We start from the raw sequence: 22,550 nt of genomic DNA on the forward strand, positions 1-22,550 counted from the left end.
AGCGCCGCCGTCCCGCCTCGGGCCGGCGGCGCTTCGCGTTTCGGAGGGCCTTCAATCCACCAGGGCCGCGTAGGTGAGCACCCGCAGCTCGCGCCGGAGCGGCAGGGCCGAGGAGGGGATGAGCTGCGTCAGCAGCACCACGGCGAGGTCCTCGGACGGGTCGACCCAGAAGGCGGTGCTGGCAAGTCCGCCCCAGGCCGCCTCGCCCGGCGTACCGACGATCTGGGCGCGGGCCGGATCGAGCATCACCGAGAAGCCGAGGCCGAAGCCGATGCCCGTATAGGCGGTCTCGGAGAAGCGCGGCTGGCCCATCGCCGCCAAGTCCCCGTCGAGGTGGTTCATCAGCATGAGGTCGACGGTCTTGCGCCCGAGGAGGCGGGTGCCGTCGAGCTCGCCGCGCCCGAGCAGGAAGCGGCAGAAGCGCATGTAGTCGGAGGCCGTCGAGACGAGGCCGCCACCGCCCGAGGCCAGAGCCGGCGGGCGGGCGAAGCGGCTGTCCACCGCATCGTCGTAGAGCTTCAGGGTGCGCTCCCGGAACAGGCTGTAGTTCGCGGCCAGGCGCGGCAGCTTGTCGGCGGGCACGTGGAAATCGGTATCGACCATGCCGAGGGGTTCGATGACCCGCCGGCGCAGGAAATCCGCGAAGTCCTGGCCCGAGACCACCGCCACGAGGTGGCCGAGGACGTCGGTGGCGTTGGAGTAGTTCCACTCGGTGCCGGGCTGGGCGAGAAGGGGCTGCCGGGCGAGGCGCCCCACCACCTCGGCGAGGCTCGCCTCCTGGGCCTCCCCGAAATCGACGCCGTTCTGACGGTAGAGGGCGTCGACCAGGGTCGCCTCCATGAAGCCGTAGGTCAGGCCGGCGGTGTGGGTCAGGAGGTCCCGGATCGTGATCGGGCGCCGGGCGGGCTCGCTGTCGAACTTCGCCCGGTTGCCGCCGGTGAGGACCCGCATGTCGGAAAACTCCGGCAGGAAGCGGGTGATCGGGTCGTCGAGCTGGAAGCGCCCCTCCTCGTAGAGCATCATCACCGCCACCGAAGTGAGCGGCTTCGTCATCGAGTAGATGCGCGCGATGGTTTCGGGCGCGAAGGGCGTGTCGCGGGCGATGTCGGCGCGGCCATGGGCGCGGAAGAACGCGGTTGTCCCGCCGCGGGCTAGCATCACCGAGAGCCCGGCGACCTTGCCGTCATCGACGAGGCGGCGCATCCAGCCGTCGATCCGCTCAAGGCGGTCCGGGCAGAGCCCGAGGGCCCGCGGCTCGCTTGCGATCTCACCGTGCATCAAACCTGCTCCGCTCCGGCCCTTCGTCCCGCCGATCGCCCCGGCATAGCGGCGCTGCCGGACGACGCAAACCCCGGCGTGCGCCAGCGCGCAGACGCGATCCACTGCATACCCCCATCCCGCCCTGCAGGCTGCCCGGCGCCTCCAGGCCGGCGCGCGCGGGTTCCGAGGCCTCCCCGTGCGCCCGAGCGGAAAGCTTTGCGCGCGGACCGTGCTCCGGTCCATGGAACAGCCATGATCCACCTGATCTTCAGCCTGCCCTGCCTCTATGTCGTTGCCCGGGGCCTCTGGCCGCTGCCCTGGCCACTCCCGCTCAAGCTCGGCCTCGCCGTGATCCTGCTGGTCGCCTCACAGTACCACCTGTGGAGCCGCCTCTCCTCCGGGTCCGTCTTCTCACCCGAGTTCCCGCGGCCCGTGATCATGCTGTTCAGCGGGGCATTCGGCGCGATCATCCTGCTGGCCCTGCTGCTGTTCGCGTTCGATGCCGCGGCCCTGGCCTCCCTGGCCCTGCCCGACGGGGGTTGGGAGGTTCCCACCGCGTGGCGCATCGGGGCCGCCCTGGCAGCGGTGCTGCTGGCGGCGATCGCGGTCCAGCAGGCCGTGCGCGTGCCGCCCCTGAAGGACGTCGCAGTCGCGGTCAGGGATCTGCCGCCCGCCTTCGAGGGCTATACGATCCTGCACCTCACCGACCTGCACATCAGCCGCCTGTTCCCCGCAAAGTGGACGCAGGCGGTCGTCGCGCGCGCCAACCGGCTCGGCACGGACGTGATCCTCGTCACGGGGGATTTCATCGACGGTTCCTTCGCGGCGCGGCAGGCCGACGTCGAACCGCTGCGCGCCCTGTCGGCGCAGGACGGCGTCTGGGCGATCCCGGGCAACCACGAATACTTCTTCGACGTCGATGCCTGGATGCGCCACTTCGCCGGCATGGGGATGCACATCCTCGCCAATGCCCATGCCGTCGTGAGGCGGGGCGGAGGCGCGCTCGTGCTGGCGGGGGTCACCGACCGCTCGGCGCCCGCCACCGGCCATCCGGGTCCCGACCTGGACGCCGCCCTGGCCGGCGCGCCCGCGGACGCGCCGATCGTGCTGCTCGATCACCAGCCGGCGAATGCCGCCCGGGCCGCCGCGCGCGGCGTGGCGCTGCAGCTGTCCGGCCATACCCACGGCGGCATGATCGTCGGGCTCGACCGGCTGGTGGCACGCGGCAACGACGGGTTCGTCTCCGGCGCCTACCGGGTCGGCGCCATGACCCTCTACGTCAACAACGGGACCGGTCTGTGGGCCGGCTTCGCGCTCCGGCTCGGCCGACCGTCCGAACTGACCCGCATTACCCTGCGCCGCGCCACTTGATGGAGAGGGCACCCACACCCGGTGCCACCGCGTCGTTCGGCAGAATCTCGGACCGAGGGCCAGGGCCGGTGCAGCCCGACCCGCACGTCACCAACCCATGCTGCCGGGGCCGCCCTTGAACGGGCCGACGATGCCAGGAGTGATCCAGCCGCCGTAGAAGCCGCCGGGCTGCGGCGTCACCCGCGCATCGCCGACGAAGCAGGCCTCCATCGGGCCGGCATAGAAGGCGATGTAGCCCGTGATCGCGGTGAAGTCCGGCGTCGGGCCGGGATAGGCCCAGGCGGCGCCCTCGGCGCGGAATCCACCCGCTGCGACCTCGTACAGGACGGCGCGACCCTTCCACTCGCAGATGCCGGCCCGGCGGGCGGGCCCGAGCACGCCGGCCAGCACATCTCCGGGCGGGAAGTAATAGGTCGGCGGATGGCTGGTCTCCAGCACCCGGTATCCGGCACCGGTGTCGGCGATGGTCCGGCCTGCGAGGACCACCCGCAGGCGCTCGGGGACTGTCTCGAGCCTGGGCGGGCGCGGATAGTCCCAGACGCTCTCCTCGTTCGGGCCGGGCGGGATCGGGGTGGGCCACATGCGATCGGGGACCTTGCCGTGCGGGGTCGGAAGTCCGGACAGATAGGGCAGGGTGTTGCGCCCGCCCCGGTTTCCCGCCTCCTGATTTCCCCCGTCCCGCGTTTTCCCCTGGCGCAGAGCATGCTAGCGCAAGCCCGGATCAGACGAAGGGACATCCCGCGTGACCGACCCGACCGGCTTCGCCCTCTATCTCGACTTCGACGGCACCCTGGTGGAGATCGCGCCCAAACCCGACCAGGTCCGGGTCGACCCGGCCCTCGCCCCGGCCCTGGAGCGGTTGCGCGATCGGCTCGGCGGTGCGCTCGCCATCGTCACGGGCCGGCCCATTGGGGTGATCGACGATTTCCTGACCCCCGCCCGCTTCGACATCGCCGGCCTGCACGGGGTCGAGCGACGGGTCGACGGCGTCGTCTCGGGCGGTTCCGCCGCGGATCACCCCGAGCTGCGAGCCCAGGTGCCAGCCCTGCACGCGGCCGTGGCCGCCCTCGAGCACGTGCTGATCGAGGACAAGGGCGCCTCCGTCGCGGTGCATTGGCGCCTCGCCACGCCGAGCGACGCTGCCGCGGCCGAAGCGGCCGTGAAGGCCGCGGCCGATGCCCTCGGATCCGCCTATCGTCTGCAGCTCGGCAAGGCTGTCGGCGAGATCGTCCCCGCCTCCGCCACCAAGGGACACGCCATCCGGGCGCTAGCCGAGAACCCGCCCTATGCCGGCCGCCGGGCGATCTTCCTCGGCGACGACCTTACAGACGAGAAGGCCTTCGCGGTGGTCAACGCGGATGGCGGCGTGAGCGTCCGCATCGGCGGCGCCGAGACGATCGCCGCCCGCCGCCTCATCGATCCCGAGGACGTGCGGCGCCTGCTCTACGCCTGGGCCGACGGGGCGGAGATCGACCCCGACGCCCTGCCGGCCGCCTGAGACGACATTCTCGTCCGATCCCCTCCACCCCCGTTCTCTCCCGGACCCCAGACGGAAGCGGCGCACATGTTCGAATTTCCCGTCCTCGTCGGCGATATCGGCGGCACCAACGCCCGCTTCGCCCTGGTTCCCGAGGCGGGGGCGAAACCGGTCCTCCTCTCCCACGAGGAGACGGCCGGCCACCCCGACCCGAGTGCTGCGATCCGCGCTTCCCTGACCAAGGGGACCGGCACAGCCCCGCGCTCGGCCATCCTGGCGGTAGCGGCCCGGGTCGACGGGCCGGCAGTCCAGCTGACCAATGCCCATTGGGTGATCGAGGGCGCCCGGATCGGACAGGATTTCGGCCTGTCGCGCTCGGTGGTCGTCAACGACTACGTGCCGGTGGCGGCGGGTGCTGCCGGGATCAGCCCCTCCGAGCTGACGCCGATCGGCCCCGACCGGGAGGAGGGAAGGGCCGGGGACCAGGGGGCACGCCTCGTCCTCGGGCCCGGCACCGGATTCGGTGCGGCGGCCCTGCTGCCGGTGGGACAGCGCCTGGTCATCGTCTCCACGGAGAGCGGCCACGTGGATTTCGGGCCGAGCTCGCCGGCCGAGCTTGCCCTCTGGCCGCATCTGGAGCGGGTGGAAGGCCGCGTCACCGTCGAGACCCTGCTCTCCGGGCCCGGCCTGACCCGGCTCCATGCCGGCCTGCACCGGTTGCGGACCGGCACGGACGGACCGCGGCTCGACCCCGCCGCGATCACCGAGGCCGGGCTCGCCGGTGCTGATCCGGACGCGGCGGCGGCCCTCAACCTGTTCGCCAAGCTCCTGGGCCGCGTCTGCGGCGACCTGGCGCTCACCTTCCTGGCCACCGGCGGCGTCTATATCGGCGGCGGAATCGCGCCCCGGATCGTCGATGTCCTCCGGCGCGGCGCCTTCCGCGCGGCCTTCGAGAACAAGCCGCCCTTCGTCGCGCAGATGCAGGCGATCCCGACCAGCGTCATCGCCGTGCACGATCCGGCATTGACGGGGCTCGCGGCCCTGGCGAGCCAGCCCGACCGTTTCGACTATCACGGCCAGGTCTGGCAGGCGTCCTGACCGATCGCGCCGCCGTGCGCGCGGGCCGGGCGTCGGCGGCCTTGGCCGGCGTCGTCGCCAGCCTGGTCGGACTCCTCGTCCTCGCCGCGCTGCTGACGGCGCGCCCGGGCGACCCCGACCTCTATCCGGCGCCGGATGCGGAGGGCACCGTGATCGCGCTGGTGTCGCACGGCTGGCATTCCGGCCTCGTGCTGCCGCGGACCGTCCTGACCGGGGCGGGAAGCGGGCCGGCCCTCGCCAGCATCGCCACGCGGTTTCGCGCCTATCCGGAGATCGAGTTCGGCTGGGGGGAGGCGCGATTCTACCGGGCGACCCCGACCCTGGCCCAGTTCGATCTCGCCCTCGCCCTCGCGGCCCTGTTCACGCCCGGCGGCCGGGACGGGATCGTCCAGGTGGTCGGCCTGGAGCGGCCGGCCCGCGACAGCTTCCCGGCTTCCGACCTCGTGCCGCTCCGGGTCTCGAAGCAGGGTCTCGCGCGCTTCCTCGCGCGCCTGGAGGCGAGCTTCCGCCTCGTGGACGGGCAGCCGGTGGCCAGCGGCCCGGGCCTCTACGGACCGAGCCTGTTCTACGACGGAGCGGGACGCTTCTCCTACGCCAATGTCTGCAATCATTGGGCGGCGCGCCTGCTGAACGCCGCCGGTCTGCCCGTCACCCCGGTCCTCGACACCCACCCGGCGGGGCTGCTCCTCGACCTGCGCTGGCGGGCGGGCCTCGTGCCTCGACCGCCGCCGACCACGAACCTGTCCAAACCGTAATCTTCACGCCACGCCCGGGTCAGGCGCCGCGCCCTACTCACCGGATCACGGCCTGCCGATGGCGGCCCCCCGATCCGGAGACCCCTATGACCGCTCAGCCCAATCGCCTGCGCCGCAACGCCCTCGCCTCGGTCGCCGTGGCCGCCCTCGTGGCGACCGGTGCCGCCGGTGTCGGCCTGACCCAGCCGGCTACCCCGGCCTACGCCCAGTCCCTCTCCAAGAACCCCATCGAGACCCCCGACCATCCGCCGGGCTCCTTCGCCAGCGTCGTCGACAAGGTGAAGCCCGGCGTCGTCGCCGTGAAGGTGAAGCTCGACGACAGCGCCGATTCGGACGACGACGGCGACGGCGCCGGCCAGCAGCAGGTGCCCCCGCAGCTGCGCGAGTTCTTCAAGCGCTTCGGCCAGGGCGGCCCCGGCCAGGGTGGTCCGGGCCAGGGCTTCGGCGGTCAGTCGCCCAAGCGCCAGGGCCAACGCGGCGCCATGGGCTCCGGCTTCATCATCTCCGCCGACGGCTACGTGGTCACCAACAACCACGTGGTCGACAAGGCCAAGTCCGTGCAGGTGACCCTCGACGACAACCGCACCCTCGACGCCAAGGTGATCGGCAAGGACCCGAAGACCGACCTCGCGCTCCTCAAGATCACCGAGGGCGGCACCTTCCCCTACGTCTCGCTCAGCAAGTCGGCGCCCCGCGTCGGTGACTGGGTCGTGGCCATCGGCAACCCGTTCGGCCTCGGCGGCACGGTGACGGCGGGCATCGTCTCGGCCCGCGGCCGCGACATCGGCGCCGGTCCCTATGACGACTTCCTGCAGATCGACGCGCCGATCAACAAGGGCAATTCCGGCGGCCCGACCTTCAACGTCGGCGGCGAGGTGGTGGGCGTGAACACCGCCATCGCGTCGCCCTCCGGCGGCAGCGTGGGCCTGGCCTTCGCCATCCCGGCCGAGACCGTGCAGGCGGTGGTCGACCAGCTCCGGGCCGACGGCAAGGTGGCGCGTGGCTACCTCGGCGTGCAGGTCCAGCCGGTGACGAAGGACATCGCGGACGGCCTCGGGCTCGACAAGGCCAAGGGCGCCCTGGTGGACCATGCCGAGGCGGGCACGCCCGCGGCGAAGGCGGGCCTGAAGTCCGGCGACGTGATCGAATCGGTCAACGGCACGCCGATCAACGACGCCAAGGAGCTGTCCCGCAAGATCGCCGGCATCAAGCCGGGGGCCAAGGTCGAACTCACCTACCTCAGGGGCGGCAAGTCCGACACCGCGTCCGTGGAGCTGGGCGTCCTGCCCAACGACACCAAGGTGGCGAGCACCGACCGCGGCTCCTCGGCCAACGGGCAGCCGCGCCTGGGTCTCAGCCTCGCTCCGGCCTCCGAGGTCGGCGCCGGCTCCGAGGGTGTGGCGGTGATGGAGGTCGATCCCGACGGCCCGGCCGCGGCCAAGGGCATCGAGCAGGGCGACATCATCCTGGATGTCGCCGGCTCCAGCGTCTCGCAGCCTTCGGAGGTCGCCGAGCGCGTCCGCTCAGCAGAGTCGAGCGGCCGCAAGGCGGTGCTGATGCGGGTCAAGAGCGCCAAGGGCGTCACCCGTTTCGTCGCGGTCGCCCTGAACAAGGCCGGCTGATCCGGGGCGGGCGTCTCGCCGCTCGGCAGCTTCCAGCAGACCGCCGAAGCGTCGGTCCTCTCCCGAGGGCCGGCGCTTTCGCGTCTGCGACGGACGATCCCTCGATGCTTTAAGCGGCAGCCATTCCCAATCGGGGCAGGCGCGGCGAACGTGCAGGGCCGCGCCGCCTGGCATGTCACGCAACCCTGAGACCCCGAGCCCCGCGCCCGCGCGGGGTGACGCGGGCGGCGCGAGGCGTCATGGTGCGCACGCTTAGACCGCTCGCAGACGCCTATCCGGACCTGACCCACCATGACGACGATCGCCGACCGCAGCACGGCTGAACTCGCGGACCTGCACGCGCAGGCCCGGAGCGCCTACGACGCCTTCAAGGCCCGGGGCCTCAAGCTCGACATGACCCGCGGCAAGCCCGCGCCCGAGCAGCTCGACCTGTCCACCGGCATGCTCGCCCTGCCGGGCAACGGCGACTACACCACCGCGGCCGGCGAGGACGCGCGCAATTACGGCGGCCAGCAGGGCCTGCCCGAGTTGCGGGCGCTGTTCTCCCACCTCATCGATGCACCGGCCGACCAGATCGTGGTCGGCGGCAATTCCAGCCTGGCCCTGATGCACGACACCATCGTGTGGGCGCTCCTGAAGGGCGTCCCGGGCTCCGAGCGGCCGTGGTCGCAGGGTGAGACGCCGGTCTTCCTCTGCCCGGTCCCGGGCTACGACCGCCACTTCGCCCTCTGCGAGGAGTTCGGCATCCGCATGATCCCGGTGCCGATGACGGGGCAGGGTCCGGACATGGACCTGGTCGAGGAGCTGGTTGCCGACCCCGCCGTGAAGGGCATGTGGTGCGTGCCGAAATACGCCAACCCGTCGGGCGAGATCTTCTCCGACGAGACGGTCCGGCGCCTCGCCGCCATGAAGACCGGCGCCCCCGACTTCCGCCTGTTCTGGGACAACGCCTACGCGGTGCACCACCTCACCACCGATCGCCACCCGGTGCGCGACATCCTGGCGGCATGCGCCGAGGCCGGCCATCCGAACCGGCCGTTCCTCTACGCCTCGACCTCGAAGATCACCCTGGCGGGCGCCGGTCTCGCGGTCTTTGCGGGTTCGCCCGAGAACACCCGCTGGTTCCTGGCCCGTGCCGCCAAGCAGACCATCGGCCCCGACAAGCTGAACCAGCTCCGCCACGTGCGTTTCCTGCGCGACGGCGCCGGTCTCCAGGCCCACATGGACGCTCACCGCGCCCTCATCGCGCCGAAATTCGCGGCCGTGCAGGAGGCCCTTGAGCGCCACCTCGCCGGCACCGGCGCCGCGCGCTGGACGCGGCCCGAAGGCGGCTACTTCATCACCGTCGAGGCTCGCGAGGGCACCGCCACCGAGGTGGTGAGGCTCGCCAAGGAGGCCGGGATCGCCCTGACCCCGGCCGGTGCGACTTCGCCCTATGGCCGCGACCCCAGGGACAGCGTCCTGCGCCTCGCGCCGACCTTCCCCAGCCTCGGCGACGTGACGAAGGCGGCCGAGGGCATCGCCCTCTGCATCCTTCTTGCATCTCTCGAGGCCGAGCACCGGGCCCGCGCACGCACGGCGGCCTGATACCCTGTCGCAATCCGGAAACGTCAGCGCCGGATGATGCGGCGTGCATCCGGAAGGCAATGCGATGGTGACTCCGAAGACGGTGGCCGCGGCGACGTTTCTTCGGCGTTCCGGCGCTCGGATCCTGCTCGGCCTGGCCCTCGGCATCCTCCTGGCCCAGGCGGACCCGGCCCAGGCGCGTACCACCTGGGCGTCCGGCACCTTCGTCTATGCCGATCTCTGCACCCTGTCGGAGAGCGGCGCACGAACCGGCCAGCGCATCACCCTGCGGCGCTCACCCAATGGCGACGGGTTGACCTACGAGGGGGCCGAGCATCCCGCCCCCCGCGCGGCCGCCGAAGTCACCCTCGACGATGCCACCAAAGCGATCAGATTCGCGGTAGAGACCGAGGCCGGGCCGCTCCATTTCCAGGGCGTCGCCGGCGCCGATGCGCTCACCGGCACCTTCGAGGACGAGGCCGGCTCGCATCCGGTGCACCTGCCGCGAGTCCTGCGCTCCCACGCCCACGAGGCCTGCCAAGGTGAAGCCACGGGTTCGATCGTCCAGCGGCGGTAGGTGGTGGGCAGTCGGCGCCCCCTGCGCTAGATCGAGCCGATGATGCTTTCCCTCCGGCTCGCCGCGATCATGATTCCCCTGGTTTTCGGGGCGGCGACGCCGGCGGCGGCGGCCGATGCCTGCGATGCCCTCACGGCGCGGATGATCCGCGCCACCGGCGCGTCGCTCGCCGGGCGCGAGGGGTCCCGTGCCGTGTTTCGCGCGGCCGATGCCGAGCGGATGAGCCTCGACTGCCGGGTCCGCCGGATGGCCTTCTCCGCCCTCGAGCGCGAGCCGAGCCGTCGCTACTACGCGCTGATCGGCCTCGCCGCGGACGCGCTCACCGGGGCGAAGCCCGAAGCGGTCGAGGCCCTCGCCCTCGCCTTGCACCAGGATGCCCTCGTCACGGGACAGCCGCAGCAGGGCATCGCCGGACGGGCAGCGCTCCGCTGCGAGACGGCCCCCGACGCCGACCCGTTCGCGTCGCCGCGCACGCGCTGCGTGCTGGTCCCGAGCGCCCGGGCCGGGCTTCGCCGCCGCGCCGGCCTTCCCGCCGGAGCCCGGGCGGGCTAGACCGACCCTATGTCCGAGACCTCTCCTTCCGCCACCCCCGTCGTCACCGCTGGTGCGGTCGCCTTCGCGAATCACCTGCCCTTCGCACTCATTGCCGGCCCATGTCAGCTCGAGAGCCGCGACCACGCGATCGAGATCGCGGACGCCTTGAAGGCGATGACGGACCGGCTCGGGATCGGCCTCGTATTCAAGGCCTCGTTCGACAAGGCGAACCGGACCTCGGGCACCACCGCGCGCGGCCTCGGCCTCGCCGGGGCGCTGCCGATCTTTTCGGAGATCAAGGCGCGCTTCGGTCTGCCCGTCCTCACCGACGTGCACGAGGCATCGCAATGCGCCCCGGCGGCCGAGGTGATCGACGTGCTCCAGATCCCGGCCTTTCTCTGCCGGCAGACCGACCTGCTGCTCGCGGCGGCCGCCACAGGACGGGTGGTGAACGTGAAGAAGGGCCAGTTCCTAGCGCCCTGGGACATGGCCCACGTGGCCGCCAAGGTAACCGGGGCGGGCAATCCCAACGTGCTGGTGACCGAGCGCGGTGCCTCGTTCGGCTACAACACCCTCGTGTCCGACATGCGCAGCCTGCCGATCATGGCGCAGGTCACGCACGGCGCGCCGGTGGTGTTCGATGCGACCCACTCCGTGCAGCAGCCGGGCGGACAGGGTGCCACTTCGGGCGGTCAGCGGGAATTCGTCGCCGTGCTCGCCCGCGCCGCCGTGGCGGTGGGGGTCGCGGGTCTGTTCATCGAGACCCATCCCGATCCGGACCACGCCCCCTCCGACGGACCCAACATGGTGCCGCTGAAGCGAATGCCAGCGTTGCTCGCCGAATTGCAGGCCTTCGATCGTCTCGCCAAGGCGCGCACCGCCCATTAGGCACCACCAGCCCTTGCGACTTCGGGCATTGCGGAGATTCCGGCCCTACCACAGCAAGTTGAGGGAGGGCCGTGGCGTACGCGATCAGCCAGGAATGATTCACCAAGACCGACGATGCGGGCCGTGCATCTTTCGCTCCGGCAGACCCGAGGGAACGATCGCGTCAGCTTGACGTTGGAATATCCAATACGTTCTCGAACGCCGAAGGATAACCATGCGCAAGCTCGCCCTCGTTTCTGCTCTGACCCTTTCGCTCGGCGGTCTCGCGGCCGCGACATCGGCCGAGGCCGGCCCGCGCGGCCACGGTTACGGACATGGCGGCTACGGCCACGGCCATGCGTATGGTGGTCGTGGCTACGGCCGCGGTTACGCCTACGGTGGCCGTCGCCGCGGGATCGGAACCGGCGCAGCCGTCGGCCTCGGGATCGCGGGCCTTGCGGCCGGTGCGATCGCCGCCGGTGCCGCCCGTGACGCCTATAACCGTGACGGCTACGGCCGTCCCGCCTATGGCTACGGCGCGCCTGCCTACGGCTACGGTTACTGAGTTCTCGGGTTCTGCCCGATCGGCGAGGGCAGTCGGCGCAAGCCGGCTGCCCTTTTCCGTGGGTGCCGTCGGCCCCTCTCAGCTTGTAAAATTCCCGCCAAGGTTGCATCAGGGCGCATGCCGTGAATCTCCGACGGGCGGACGACGATGCCTATTCTCCTCGCGGTCGCCGGCTTGATCATAACGGGACTGACCTACTGGATCCGCTATGGGAACGGCTTGGCTCATCTCGACCATGCCCTGAACGACTGGCGCAAGGACCGCCGCCGCAGGGCCGGCGACGTCCAGCAGCGCTTGGCGCCGCTGCGATCGATGCGAAACCCGGCGGATGCCGCCGGAGTGTTGATGATGCTGGTCGCTCGCCAGCGCGGTTTGGCCACGCCCGAGCAGGAGCGTGAAATCCTGTCCCGGATGCGTTCAGTGACGGAAGCGTCGGAGGAGGACCTCGCGACGCGCATGGCTGTGATCCGCCATGCAGCGGACCAGACCCGCGAACCGCAACTCGCGATCAGGGCCGTGGCCCCGCTGCTGCATGACCGGCTCACGCCGTCCGAGGTCGAAGACCTCGTCGACATGCTTCGGGCGGTCGCGTCCATCCATGGCGGTCCGACGGCGGCGCAGAGCCAGCTCGTCGAGCAGGTTCGGCGGGCCATCCTGGAGGACAGGTAGGTCGAGCCAGGCGACCGGCGTTCTTCAACGCGCCCGGTAGGGCGGCACGCCGGGATCAGGCAGCCAGACGGATTTCGGCGGCTCGCCGGTCTGCCAGAATACGTCGATGGGAATCCCGCCGCGCGGATACCAGAATCCCCCGATCCGCAGGTAGCGGGGCTCCAGGAGTTCGGTCAGGCGCAGGCCGATGCCGACCGTGCAATCCTCGTGGAAGGCCCCGTGATTGCGGAAGGCGGTGAGGTAGAGCTTCAGCGACTTCGATTCGACGAGCCACTGGTCCGGTACGTAGTCGATCACCAGGATCGCGAAGTCCGGCTGGCCGGTGACCGGACAGAGGGAAGTAAACTCCGGCACGGTGAAGCGGGCGAGATAGTCGGTGCCCGGATGTGGGTTCGGCACCCGGTCAAGTCGGGCCTCCTCGGGCGAGGCGGGCAGGGGGCTCATCTGCCCGAGTTGCAGGCCCTCGGGCTCTGAATGCTGGGTCATGAACGAAACTTTCGGGGCCGACGGCGGGAATTCGGTCATCGGCTTCGGGACGAGAAAACGATCAATTCGCCACCCAAGTGATGTCCATGAGTGGCAGGCGCCGAATCCGCGTGCCATATGGGGACCATGAGCGACGAAAACACGGCTACCTACCCCTACACCCTGGAGATCCAGCCGCCCAAGGCCCCGGGCTCCCCCTACCAATGGGCGATCCGCCGGAAAGGGAAGCTGATCCAGCGGTCGGATCGCAATCACCCGACGGAGGCCAAGGCCCGCGAGAACGGGATGGCGCAGATCGAACTGCTCCTGTCGGGCGCAGGCGACCGCTAGAACGACCGGCCTTCAAGGGTCCGATTGCGGGATTCGAGCCTTCCGGCACGTGCAGGCTGCGCAGAGCGCTTGCCGGAGGCGAAGCGTTGACGGATAAGCCTCGGCGGAATCACCCCGTCCCGGATGCGGCCATTCGGCTCATCGGGGGCGGATCCGGCCCCGCCGTTGGGGCCTCGACACGCCGTAACGTCCGAGAAGGCGCCTGCATGACCGCGATCACCAACATCGCCGCCCGTGAGATCCTCGACAGCCGGGGCAACCCGACCATCGAAGTCGACGTGCTGCTCGAGGACGGTTCCTTCGGCCGCGCGGCCGTACCGTCGGGCGCCTCCACCGGCGCGCACGAGGCGATGGAGCTGCGCGACGGCGACAAGGGACGGTATGGCGGCAAGGGCGTGCGCAAGGCGGTCAACGCCGTGCAGTCCGACATCCTCGACGCCATCGGCGGCATGGATGCCGAGGACCAGATCGCCATCGACGAGGCGATGATCGAGCTCGACGGCACCCCGAACAAGAGCCGCCTCGGCGCCAACGCGATTCTCGGCGTCTCGCTCGCGGTCGCGAAGGCGGCCGCCGAGACCGCCGGTCTGCCCCTCTACCGCTACATCGGCGGCACGCAGGGTCGGGTGCTTCCCGTCCCGATGATGAACATCATCAATGGCGGCGCGCATGCCGACAACCCGATCGACTTCCAGGAATTCATGATCATGCCGGTGGGCGCGTCCTCGCTCGCCGAGGCCGTGCGCATGGGCGCAGAGGTGTTCCACACCCTGAAGGGCGCGCTCAAGAAGGCCGGCCACAACACCAACGTGGGTGACGAGGGCGGCTTCGCCCCGAACCTGCCGTCGGCCGAGGCCGCCCTCGACTTCGTGATGCAGTCCATCCAGGCCGCCGGCTTCAAGCCCGGCACCGACATGGTCCTGGCCCTCGACTGCGCCGCCACCGAGTTCTTCAAGGACGGCGCCTACCACTACGAGGGTGAGGGCCAGACCCGCGATATCGAGGCGCAGGTCGCCTACCTCGCCGGCTTGGTCGACGCCTACCCGATCCTGTCGATCGAGGACGGCATGTCCGAGGACGATTGGGAGGGCTGGAAACTGCTCACCGATCGGGTCGGCGATCGCTGCCAGCTCGTCGGCGACGACCTGTTCGTCACCAACGTGACGCGCCTGTCACGCGGCATCGCCGAGCAGACCGGCAACTCCATCCTGGTGAAGGTCAACCAGATCGGCTCCCTCACCGAGACGCTGGCCGCCGTCGATATGGCCCAGCGCGCTGGCTACACCGCCGTCATGTCCCACCGCTCCGGCGAGACCGAGGATTCGACCATCGCCGATCTCGCGGTCGCGACGAATTGCGGACAGATCAAGACCGGCTCGCTGGCCCGCTCCGACCGGTTGGCCAAGTACAACCAGCTCATCCGCATCGAGGAGGGCCTCGGCTCCCAGGCCCTCTATGCCGGCCGCAACGCCCTCAAGGCGCTCGCCCGCCGCTGAAGCCAGCGCCCGAGTGGATACGACATGGCCGCGAAGCGATTCGCGGCCATGTCGCGTCGTGGGCGGCGCCCTATGTCTCCGGGATGCCCGCCTCCCAGACCGCGCCCCCTTCGCTGATCGTCTATTACGATGGGGCCTGTCCCCTCTGTGCCGCGGAGATCCGGGTGTACCGGCGCTGCGCGGGAGCCGAGCGGGTCGCCTGGGTCGATGTCGGCGCCGAGGGTTCGGCCCAGCTCGCGCCGGACCTCACCCGCGGTGCCGCGCGGGCGCGATTCCACGTCCGACGCCCCGATGGCACGCTGGTCTCGGGCGCCGCCGGCTTCGCCGCGCTCTGGGTCGTGCTGCCCCGCTGGCGCATCCTCGCGCGCCTCGCCCGCCTGCCGGGCGTTCTCGGCCTGGGCGAGGTCGCCTACCGCCTCTTCCTGCCGTTGCGGCCCTGGATCGCCCGGCTCGTTCGGGGCGGTGGACCAAGCTGCGACAAGGCTTGCGGATAGGGCGCCCGCGGGCGCAGGAGCGGGGAAGGGGCTCACTCCTTCGAGGCGGCGCATGCTCAATCCCATCCAGGCCTTCTGGCTTCGGCCGCGCCTCCTCGGCAGCGTCGGGCTCACCTTGGTGCTCGCCCTGGTCCTGCCCTTCGCCGACCTGTCGGTCCGGCTCCTCATCGGCTGGTGCCTCGGCGTCCTCGTCTATTGCGGGCTCATCGTCGGCAAGGCGGCGCGTCAGTCGCAGGATTCCCTGCGGGCCGAGGCCTCGCGCCTCGACGACAGCGCCTTCGCGGTCTCGCTCTTCGCGATCCTGGCGGCAGCGGCGAGCTTCGGTGCCGTGGCCATGCTCGTCCTCGGCGGCAACGGCAGCGAGGCCTATCGCCTCAGCCATCTCGCCCTGGCCGCCGCGACCATGATCTGCGCCTGGCTCTTCGTGCAGGTCGTGTTCACGGTGCACTACGCGCACCTCTACTACGGCGCAGACGACGACACGTCTCGCGGGGGGCTCGACTTCAACGGCGACGAGAACCCGGATTTCTGGGACTTCTTCTACTTCTCGGTCACCATCGGGGCGACGTCCCAGACCTCGGACACCGACATCACCAGCAAGGCGATGCGCCGGGTCGCGACGGTGCAGACGATCTACGCCTACGTCTTCAACACCAGCGTCCTGGCCTTGGCGATCAACATGGCGGCAGGCGTCGCGCAGCATTGAACGCACCGGCGACCGCCGGACTTCAGGGCGCGGCCTCCAGAGCCTCCCGGGCATCCGCATGATCGTCCGCCGTGGCTTCCGGTGCCTCCTGCAGGTGCGGGGCCTTCTCGCTGCGGTACAGGCTGATGAGAATCGGAAAGTGGTCGGACTGGATATGGCCCAGGCGTTCGATTCGGCCGAGCAGGAAGTCGTCGCTGAAGAAGATATGATCGAGGGGCCAGCGCAGAAGCGGCCACTTCGCGTTGAAGGTCGGGTAGAGGCCGCGACCGATGCGCGGGTCGAGGAGCCCGCTGATCCGCTGGAAGAGATCGTTGGTCTTGGACCAGGCGACGTCGTTGAGATCCCCCGCCACCACCGCCGGACGCCCCTCCGCCTTCACCTCGCGCGCCACCAGGACGAGTTCGGCGTCGCGCGCGGCGCTGCTCTGTCCCGGATGGGGCGGGCGCGGATGGACGCCGAAGAAGGTGAAGGTCTCGCCCGAGCGCAGGGTCACGCCGGTGCGGACGGAGGGAACGTCGTCCTCCAGAAGGAAGCGCACCTGCGGGTCGATGAGGGGGAGCTTCGAGTAGAACATCAGCCCGTAGGTGTTGCCCTGAGGCTGGGCCAGCACGTGGGGATAGCGCGTCCGCAGGGGTTCGAGCGCCTGCGCCCAGGCCGCATCGGTCTCGACGAGCAGCAACAGGTCGGGATCCTGCGCGACGACGAGATCGAGGATCGGCGCGTAGGCACGGTTGGACTCGAGCACGTTGGCGATCATGATCGACACGCCGGCCTCGGAGCGGCCCGCGCCGGTCTCCGCCGCCACCGCCTGCGGCGAGACCAGCCGCGTGAACGGGTAGATGCAGGCCACCTGGTAGGCTAGGGCTGCGACGAGGCTCGCGGCCAGCGTCAGCCCCGCAGCATCGCGGGCGACGAACAGCAGGCCCAGGACCACCGGCACGATCAGGGCCGCAATCTGCAGTCGCGGGAAATCGAAGGTGCGGATGAAGCCGGAATTGCTTGGAATGAACGGCAGCAGCGTCGCCGCCACGAGGAGCATCCCGAAGGCCTTCAGGCCGAGTGCCATCCACGTCCCCGCCACACTTCACCTCCCGTGCCATCGCTGGCGCGCCGTGGCCAAGCGTTGCGGAACGCCTCAGGGCCGGAATGGTGCCCGCGCGGCCCGCCGGGAAGCCAGTCATCGGGAAGCCAGTCATTAGGAAGCCAGTCATGGAGCCTGACGCGGGGGAGGCCGCCGCAGCGCGCGCGCGGGTCGACGCGCTCCTCGCCCGCTTCGAAGGCGGGAGTCTCACCGGCTTTCCCGGCGGCGAATCCCGCGACCTCGGCGGACTGCCCCTGGGACGCGACGCACTCGCGGCCCGGCTCGGCGAGAGCCCGGAACCACCGGCCTGGTGGGACCCGAAGCAGGCCGGCCTCGCCCTGGCCGGGGTGGACCTCACCGATGCGCATTTGGAGAACACGGACCTCACCGGGGCCAACCTCGCGGGTGCCGCCCTCGGGGGCGTCCTCGGACGCTCCGCGCTCTTTGTCGGTGCCACGGTGGAGGAAGCGAACTTCGCCGGGGCCGATCTCAGCGGCGCCCGCTTCACCGGGATCGCCGGGGGCGAGGCCAACTTCGACGACGCGATGCTGGAAGATGCGCATTTCGGCGGCGCCGCCATGCGCTTCGCCAAGCTACGCCGCACGCTCCTCGACGGAGCCAACTTCGACGGAGCCGACCTCTGGGGCGCCGACTTCACCGGGGCGGATGCCGACTACACGCATTTCCGCGGCGCCCGCCTGGACGAGGTCAAGCTCGTGGGGGTCAACCTCACCTACGCGGATTTCGAGGGCGCGAGCCTCAAGAAGACGCAGCTCAGCGGCTCGCGCCTGCGGGGCGCCAACTTCACCGGAGTCAAGCTCGACGGGGCCGATCTATCGGGAGCGGATCTCTCCGAGACCAGCCTGGTGCGGCTCAACCTCTCCACCTGCGACCTGCGCCACGCACGCTTCGCCGGGGCCTGGCTCAACGGCACCCGGATGAGGGTGGATCAGCTCGGCGGCGCGGTGGGCGAAGAGGTCGCCCGGGACTACGTGGCAGCCCAGGCGAGCTACCTCGCCCTGGAGCAGAACTTCAAGAGCATCGGCAGCCAGGATGCGGCGAGCTGGGCCTACAAGCGCGGACGCCGGATGGGGCGGTTCCACGCGGGCGCGCAGGCGCGAGCGGCGTGGGAGCGGCGTGCGGGTCCGGACCTGGCCCGGCACGGCTATCAGTGGGTCGCCGATCGCTTCGTGGAATGGCTCTGCGACTACGGCGAGAGCCTGTCGCGCATCGCCCGCGCCTTCGTCATCCTCATCTTCGTGTTCGCGGGCCTCTACGGCCTCACCGGCGGCCTCATCCCCGAAGGGAGCGACGGCCGGGCGACCTACAACCCCCTCGATCTCGTGAGCTACAGCGCCCTCAACATGATGACGGCGAACCCGCCCGAGATCGGCGTCAAGCCGGTGGGCCGCGTCACCAACCTTCTGGTGGGCATCGAGGGGGCGGCCGGCATCATCCTGATGGGCCTCTTCGGCTTCGTCCTCGGCAACCGCCTCCGGCGCTGAGGAGCCCGCCCAACCGCCATGACCCCGCTCGCCGCGCGCCTCGCCGGCCTCTACGAGGGCTCGACCAACCGGGCCCACCGCTTCCGCTACGGCCTCCTCGTGTTCGACGCGGCCACGGTGGTCTGGGTCGTGGCGACCTCGTTCCTGCCGCGCCACGCCTGGATCGAGGGGATCGACGTCGCCCTGGGCCTCGTCGTACTCCTCGACTTCCTGGCCCGTCTCGCCATCAGCCGGGACCGGATGCGGGAGTTCCGACATCTCTCGACCTGGGCCGATATCGCCGCGGTGGTCTCGTTCCTCGCGCCGGTGGTGGGGGAGGGCGTCGGCTTCCTGCGCATTCTGCGGACCCTGCGCCTGCTGCGGACCTACCAGCTCCTCGACCGGATGCGCGCGGACAGCGCCTTCTTCCGCGCCAACGAGGACGCGATCCTGGCGGGCACCAACCTGGCGGTCTTCGTCTTCGTGATGACCGGGATCGTCTACGCCACCCAGCACGGCAGCAACCCGGCGATCGGCAACGCCGTCGACGCGCTCTACTTCACCGTGACCTCCCTGACGACCACCGGCTACGGCGACATCACGCTGCCGGGAACCTCGGGCCGCCTCATCTCGGTCGCGGTGATGATTTTCGGGGTGACACTTTTCCTGCGCCTCGCCCAGGTGTTGTTCCGCCCGCCCAAGGTGCGCTTCGCCTGTCCGGCCTGCGGCCTCCAGCGCCACGAGACCGACGCGGTCCATTGCAAGGCCTGCGGGACGCGCCTCGCCATCCCCGATGAGGGCGGCGATTGAGTACCTCTGGATGGAGTGCCTCCGGCACGCAGTGCGGCGAGACGCGGGATGAACGGAAGCGAAGCCGGCGCGTTTGCGAGCGTCGGGGCCGTGGTCCTGCCACTACGACGGTGCTGCCGCGACGACGCCTGCTCCCCCGCTCCCGGCTTCCTGCGCTCCCAACGCAGCGAGACCGCACGCGGGACGCCGTCGCCGCGCTCAGCCGGATTTTCCTCCCGCCCGACAGGGCGCCAAACCCGTGAATCGTATCGCATGACCAGCGCCTTCCCGAAGCGTCCCGAGCGTGGTTGGCGCAAGCCGCGCCTTCTCGCGGGCATACCGAGCTCGCCCCTCGCCCTGGTGCTGATCGGCATCGCGGTGGCAGCCGGGGTGGGAAACTACCTTGCCAGCGAGGCGAGCCGCATCGACGGCGCGCGTCAGCACGCGATCCTCAGCGAGAGTGAGCGCCTGCTCTCGAACATGGTCGAGCTCGAGACCGGGATGCGCGGCTACGTGCTGTTCGGCGAGGAGCCCTACCTGGAGCCCTACCAGGCGGCACAGAACACCATCGACGGGCAGCTCGACGCCATCGAGGCCCTGTCGACGGAGACCGATGCGCAGGGCCCCGAGCACATGCGTGACCTGCGCCGGTTCGTCGAGGCCAAGCGAAGCTACGCCGCGCACGTCATCGACCTACGCCGCGCCCAGGGCTACGACGCCGCCGTCTCGCTGGCCCGGATGGGCGAGGGCAAGCGCACCATGGACGGCGTGCGGGCGGCCGCCAAGGCCGTGCAGAACCATGCCAACGCCGTCCTCGCCACGGGCGAGGAGCGCGACCGCGTGCTCTCCCTGGTGCTGCTGCTGGTGTCGATCGCCTCGGCACTCGGCGCCGTCGGGCTCCTCGGGCGCCTCGCCCTGGTGCGCCGGCGCGACGAGCAGCGCACGGCGGCCCTCCTCGACGGGGTCTTCGCCAACGCTCCCGTCGGCCTCGGCTTCCTCGACCGCGACCTGACGATCCAGCACATGAACCGGGCGCTCGCCACCATGAACGAGCGCGGCTTCGGGGCCGATCTCGGCGCGCCGATCTGGGCGAACGTGCCGATGCTCCAGGAACAGCTGATCCCGAAGCTCAAGGCGGCCCGCGACGAAGGCCTCGTGACCACCAACGTCGACGTGGCGGTGCCCACGCCGAGCGCCCCGCGCGGGGTGCGCCACTTCCAGATGAGCTTCTACCCTCTGCGCGGCCGCACCGGCTCCGCACGTTCCGACGGCGTCCAGGCCGACGGCGTCGGGCTCGTCGTCTCCGACGAGACCCTGCGCAAGCTCTCCGAGGAGCGCATGCGCCACAGCGAGGAGCGTTTCCGTTCCCTGACCGAAGCGACCACCGCCATCGTCTGGACGACCAATCCCGAGGGCGGCTTCGAGGTGACGCCGTCCGAGTGGACACGCTTCACCGGCCAGACGCCCCAGGAGGCCGCCGGAGCCGGATGGCTCGGTTCGATCCATCCCGACGATCGCGAGCGCACCGGCGCGGCCTGGCAACAGGCTCTGGAGACCCTCTCGCCCTACGAGATCGAGCACCGCGTCCGCCGCCAGGACGGGGTCTGGCGGATCATGTCGGCCCGCGCGGTCCCGATCCTGGAGGAGAACGGCAGCATCCGCGAATGGGTCGGCACGCATTCCGACGTGACGGCCCGCAAGGAGGCGGAACTCGCCCTGGAAGCCGCCAAGGAGGCCGCCGAGGAGGCCAACCGGGCCAAGAGCCAGTTCCTGGCCAATATGAGTCACGAGCTGCGTACCCCCCTCTCGGCGGTGATCGGCTATTCCGAGATGCTGCAGGAGGAGATCGAAGACCTCGGCGAGGAAGGGCTCCTCGCCGACATGCGCAAGATCGAGGCGAATGCCCGCCACCTGCTCGGCCTCATCAACGACGTCCTCGACCTCTCGAAGATCGAGGCCGAGCGCATGGAGATCTATGCCGAGACCTTCCCGGTGGCCGAGACCGTGCGCGACGTCGCCGCCACCGTGGAATCCCTGGTCGACAAGAAGGGCAACAGCCTCGCCCTGGAGATAGCGGACGACCTCGGCGAGGCGCAGACCGATCAGACCAAGCTGCGCCAGTGCCTGATCAATCTCCTGAGCAACGCCGCGAAGTTCACCGAGGCCGGTCGCATCACCCTGTCGGTCGCCCGCGCCCCGCGCGCGGGCGCCGACTGGCTCGTCTTCCGTGTCACCGACACCGGCATCGGCATGAATCCCGAGCAACAGGCCAAGCTGTTCCAGCGCTTCACCCAGGCCGACGCCTCGACCACCCGCCGGTTCGGTGGCACCGGCCTCGGCCTCGCCATCACCCGCGCCTTCGCCGAGATGCTGGGCGGCCGGATCGAGGTGGAGAGCGAGGAGGGGGCCGGCACCACCTTCACCCTGGCGGTCCCCGCGACCTATGTGCCGCCGAATCCGGTCGAGGCGGCCCACCACGACCTCGACGTCCTGCACCGGACCGGCGAGGCGCGGGCGATCCTCGGGGGCCATGTCCTGATCATCGACGACGACGCGGCGACGCGCGATCTCCTCGCGCGCTTCCTGGAGCGCGACGGCTTCACCGTGGCCACCGCGCGCGACGGGCGCGAAGGCGTCGAGCGGGCGCGCGAGCTCCGGCCCCGGGTCATCCTCCTCGACGTGACGATGCCACGGATGGACGGCTGGTCGGTGCTGCGCACCCTGCGGGCCGATCCCGAGCTCGGCGCAACCCCGATCATCATGGTGACGGTGCTCGACGAGCAGAACCTCGCCTTCTCCCTCGGGGCCACCGACTATCTGCAGAAGCCGATCGAGTGGGGTCAGCTCAAGTCGGCCATGGAGCGGTTCAAGCCTTCCGAGCACAAGGGTCCGGTGCTGATCATCGACGACGACCCGGATGCTCGCGAGCGCCTCTCTGCGATGCTGACCCGCGAGGGCTGGCGCGTGGCCGCGGCCGAGAACGGCGTGGCCGGCCTGGAGGCGACCGCGGCCAAGAAGCCCTGCCTCATCCTTCTCGACCTGATGATGCCGGAGATGGACGGCTTCGGCTTCCTGCGAGCCCTGCGCGAGCGGGCGGAGTGGCGCGACATTCCCGTCGTGGTGCTAACCGCCAAGGACATCACCGCCGACGACCGCCGGCGGCTCGCCGGACGCGCCGACCGGGTGCTGCAGAAGGGCGGCCTGAGCCTCACCGACCTGGCCGAATCCCTGCGGCCGCTGGTGGCGCCCGGAGCCTGACGGGCCGCCGAGCGCACCTGCCGGGTGCGCTCGGCGGGTGCGCTTGCCGCCCTTGGCAGGGCGGC

General features: G+C 70.6%; 22 protein-coding genes. 18 read left to right on the forward strand and 4 right to left on the reverse strand.

Annotation, left to right across the window (positions count from 1 at the left end; genetic code table 11):
• Positions 1 to 51 precede the first annotated feature (51 nt).
• Positions 52 to 1,278 (reverse strand): serine hydrolase domain-containing protein, encoded by a 1,227-nt coding sequence (locus tag AC0IWM_RS20805; RefSeq protein WP_471758121.1) that lies wholly within the window; start codon positions 1,276 to 1,278, stop codon positions 52 to 54.
• A 234-nt stretch (positions 1,279 to 1,512) separates the two neighbouring features.
• Between AC0IWM_RS20805 and AC0IWM_RS20810 the strand changes: the two genes are divergently transcribed.
• The gene (locus tag AC0IWM_RS20810; RefSeq protein WP_471758123.1) at positions 1,513 to 2,631 is read left to right on the forward strand and encodes a metallophosphoesterase; all 1,119 of its coding nucleotides are present in this window, start codon (positions 1,513 to 1,515) and stop codon (positions 2,629 to 2,631) included.
• Positions 2,632 to 2,718: 87 nt separating this feature from the next.
• On the opposite strand, the gene AC0IWM_RS20815 is transcribed toward AC0IWM_RS20810, so the two are convergent.
• Entirely contained in the window at positions 2,719 to 3,213 is a 495-nt protein-coding gene (locus tag AC0IWM_RS20815) for a DUF427 domain-containing protein (protein WP_471758125.1), read from the reverse strand.
• Between the two features lie 160 nt (positions 3,214 to 3,373).
• Between AC0IWM_RS20815 and otsB the strand changes: the two genes are divergently transcribed.
• The 10 genes from otsB to AC0IWM_RS20865 all read left to right on the forward strand — a co-directional run bounded on the left by otsB (position 3,374) and on the right by AC0IWM_RS20865 (position 12,361).
• Positions 3,374 to 4,129 carry a trehalose-phosphatase gene (gene otsB / locus AC0IWM_RS20820; RefSeq protein WP_471758127.1) on the forward strand — a complete coding sequence of 252 codons (756 nt, stop codon included), beginning with the start codon at positions 3,374 to 3,376 and terminating at the stop codon, positions 4,127 to 4,129.
• A gap of 66 nt (positions 4,130 to 4,195) precedes the next feature.
• Positions 4,196 to 5,206: a glucokinase gene (locus AC0IWM_RS20825; RefSeq protein ID WP_471758129.1), complete on the forward strand. Its 1,011-nt coding sequence runs from the start codon at positions 4,196 to 4,198 to the stop codon at positions 5,204 to 5,206.
• Between the two features lie 14 nt (positions 5,207 to 5,220).
• A complete protein-coding gene (locus tag AC0IWM_RS20830) occupies positions 5,221 to 5,961 on the forward strand; it encodes a DUF2459 domain-containing protein (protein WP_471758131.1) in 741 nt (246 codons plus the stop codon).
• A gap of 86 nt (positions 5,962 to 6,047) precedes the next feature.
• Positions 6,048 to 7,583: a Do family serine endopeptidase gene (locus tag AC0IWM_RS20835; RefSeq protein WP_471758133.1), complete on the forward strand. Its 1,536-nt coding sequence runs from the start codon at positions 6,048 to 6,050 to the stop codon at positions 7,581 to 7,583.
• A gap of 291 nt (positions 7,584 to 7,874) precedes the next feature.
• Positions 7,875 to 9,170, forward strand: coding sequence for an aspartate aminotransferase type Ic (locus AC0IWM_RS20840; protein WP_471758135.1), 1,296 nt, complete (start codon positions 7,875 to 7,877; stop codon positions 9,168 to 9,170).
• A 64-nt stretch (positions 9,171 to 9,234) separates the two neighbouring features.
• Positions 9,235 to 9,726 (forward strand): hypothetical protein, encoded by a 492-nt coding sequence (locus tag AC0IWM_RS20845; RefSeq protein ID WP_471758137.1) that lies wholly within the window; start codon positions 9,235 to 9,237, stop codon positions 9,724 to 9,726.
• Between the two features lie 39 nt (positions 9,727 to 9,765).
• Complete coding sequence (locus tag AC0IWM_RS20850; protein WP_471758139.1) at positions 9,766 to 10,278, forward strand: hypothetical protein; 513 nt, start codon at positions 9,766 to 9,768, stop codon at positions 10,276 to 10,278.
• A 9-nt stretch (positions 10,279 to 10,287) separates the two neighbouring features.
• Positions 10,288 to 11,148: a 3-deoxy-8-phosphooctulonate synthase gene (kdsA, locus tag AC0IWM_RS20855; RefSeq protein ID WP_471758141.1), complete on the forward strand. Its 861-nt coding sequence runs from the start codon at positions 10,288 to 10,290 to the stop codon at positions 11,146 to 11,148.
• A gap of 214 nt (positions 11,149 to 11,362) precedes the next feature.
• On the forward strand, positions 11,363 to 11,692 hold the full coding sequence (locus AC0IWM_RS20860) for a hypothetical protein (protein WP_471758143.1): 330 nt from the start codon (positions 11,363 to 11,365) through the stop codon (positions 11,690 to 11,692).
• A gap of 147 nt (positions 11,693 to 11,839) precedes the next feature.
• A complete protein-coding gene (locus AC0IWM_RS20865) occupies positions 11,840 to 12,361 on the forward strand; it encodes a hypothetical protein (RefSeq protein WP_471758145.1) in 522 nt (173 codons plus the stop codon).
• A 24-nt stretch (positions 12,362 to 12,385) separates the two neighbouring features.
• On the opposite strand, the gene queF is transcribed toward AC0IWM_RS20865, so the two are convergent.
• Positions 12,386 to 12,886, reverse strand: a complete 501-nt coding sequence (gene queF / locus AC0IWM_RS20870; RefSeq protein WP_471758147.1) for a preQ(1) synthase — start codon at positions 12,884 to 12,886, stop codon at positions 12,386 to 12,388.
• Between the two features lie 87 nt (positions 12,887 to 12,973).
• On the opposite strand from queF, the gene AC0IWM_RS20875 reads away from it, so the two are divergent.
• The 4 genes from AC0IWM_RS20875 to AC0IWM_RS20890 all read left to right on the forward strand — a co-directional run bounded on the left by AC0IWM_RS20875 (position 12,974) and on the right by AC0IWM_RS20890 (position 15,873).
• The gene (locus AC0IWM_RS20875; protein ID WP_056183260.1) at positions 12,974 to 13,177 is read left to right on the forward strand and encodes a hypothetical protein; all 204 of its coding nucleotides are present in this window, start codon (positions 12,974 to 12,976) and stop codon (positions 13,175 to 13,177) included.
• Between the two features lie 206 nt (positions 13,178 to 13,383).
• Entirely contained in the window at positions 13,384 to 14,673 is a 1,290-nt protein-coding gene (gene eno / locus AC0IWM_RS20880; protein WP_055951092.1) for a phosphopyruvate hydratase, read from the forward strand.
• 83 nt (positions 14,674 to 14,756) lie between these two features.
• Complete coding sequence (locus tag AC0IWM_RS20885; protein ID WP_471758149.1) at positions 14,757 to 15,167, forward strand: thiol-disulfide oxidoreductase DCC family protein; 411 nt, start codon at positions 14,757 to 14,759, stop codon at positions 15,165 to 15,167.
• Positions 15,168 to 15,219: 52 nt separating this feature from the next.
• Positions 15,220 to 15,873 carry a DUF1345 domain-containing protein gene (locus AC0IWM_RS20890; RefSeq protein ID WP_471758151.1) on the forward strand — a complete coding sequence of 218 codons (654 nt, stop codon included), beginning with the start codon at positions 15,220 to 15,222 and terminating at the stop codon, positions 15,871 to 15,873.
• A gap of 22 nt (positions 15,874 to 15,895) precedes the next feature.
• On the opposite strand, the gene AC0IWM_RS20895 is transcribed toward AC0IWM_RS20890, so the two are convergent.
• On the reverse strand, positions 15,896 to 16,939 hold the full coding sequence (locus AC0IWM_RS20895; RefSeq protein ID WP_471758153.1) for an endonuclease/exonuclease/phosphatase family protein: 1,044 nt from the start codon (positions 16,937 to 16,939) through the stop codon (positions 15,896 to 15,898).
• A 143-nt stretch (positions 16,940 to 17,082) separates the two neighbouring features.
• Here AC0IWM_RS20895 and AC0IWM_RS20900 point away from each other — a divergent pair, with 143 nt between their 5' ends.
• The 3 genes from AC0IWM_RS20900 to AC0IWM_RS20910 all read left to right on the forward strand — a co-directional run bounded on the left by AC0IWM_RS20900 (position 17,083) and on the right by AC0IWM_RS20910 (position 22,485).
• The gene (locus AC0IWM_RS20900; protein WP_471758155.1) at positions 17,083 to 18,459 is read left to right on the forward strand and encodes a pentapeptide repeat-containing protein; all 1,377 of its coding nucleotides are present in this window, start codon (positions 17,083 to 17,085) and stop codon (positions 18,457 to 18,459) included.
• Between the two features lie 18 nt (positions 18,460 to 18,477).
• Entirely contained in the window at positions 18,478 to 19,248 is a 771-nt protein-coding gene (locus AC0IWM_RS20905) for a potassium channel family protein (RefSeq protein WP_471758157.1), read from the forward strand.
• Between the two features lie 252 nt (positions 19,249 to 19,500).
• A complete protein-coding gene (locus tag AC0IWM_RS20910; RefSeq protein ID WP_471758159.1) occupies positions 19,501 to 22,485 on the forward strand; it encodes a response regulator in 2,985 nt (994 codons plus the stop codon).
• The last annotated feature ends 65 nt before the right edge of the window (positions 22,486 to 22,550 follow it).

The sequence above is a fragment of the Methylobacterium sp. AC433 genome (genome assembly GCF_979253015.1).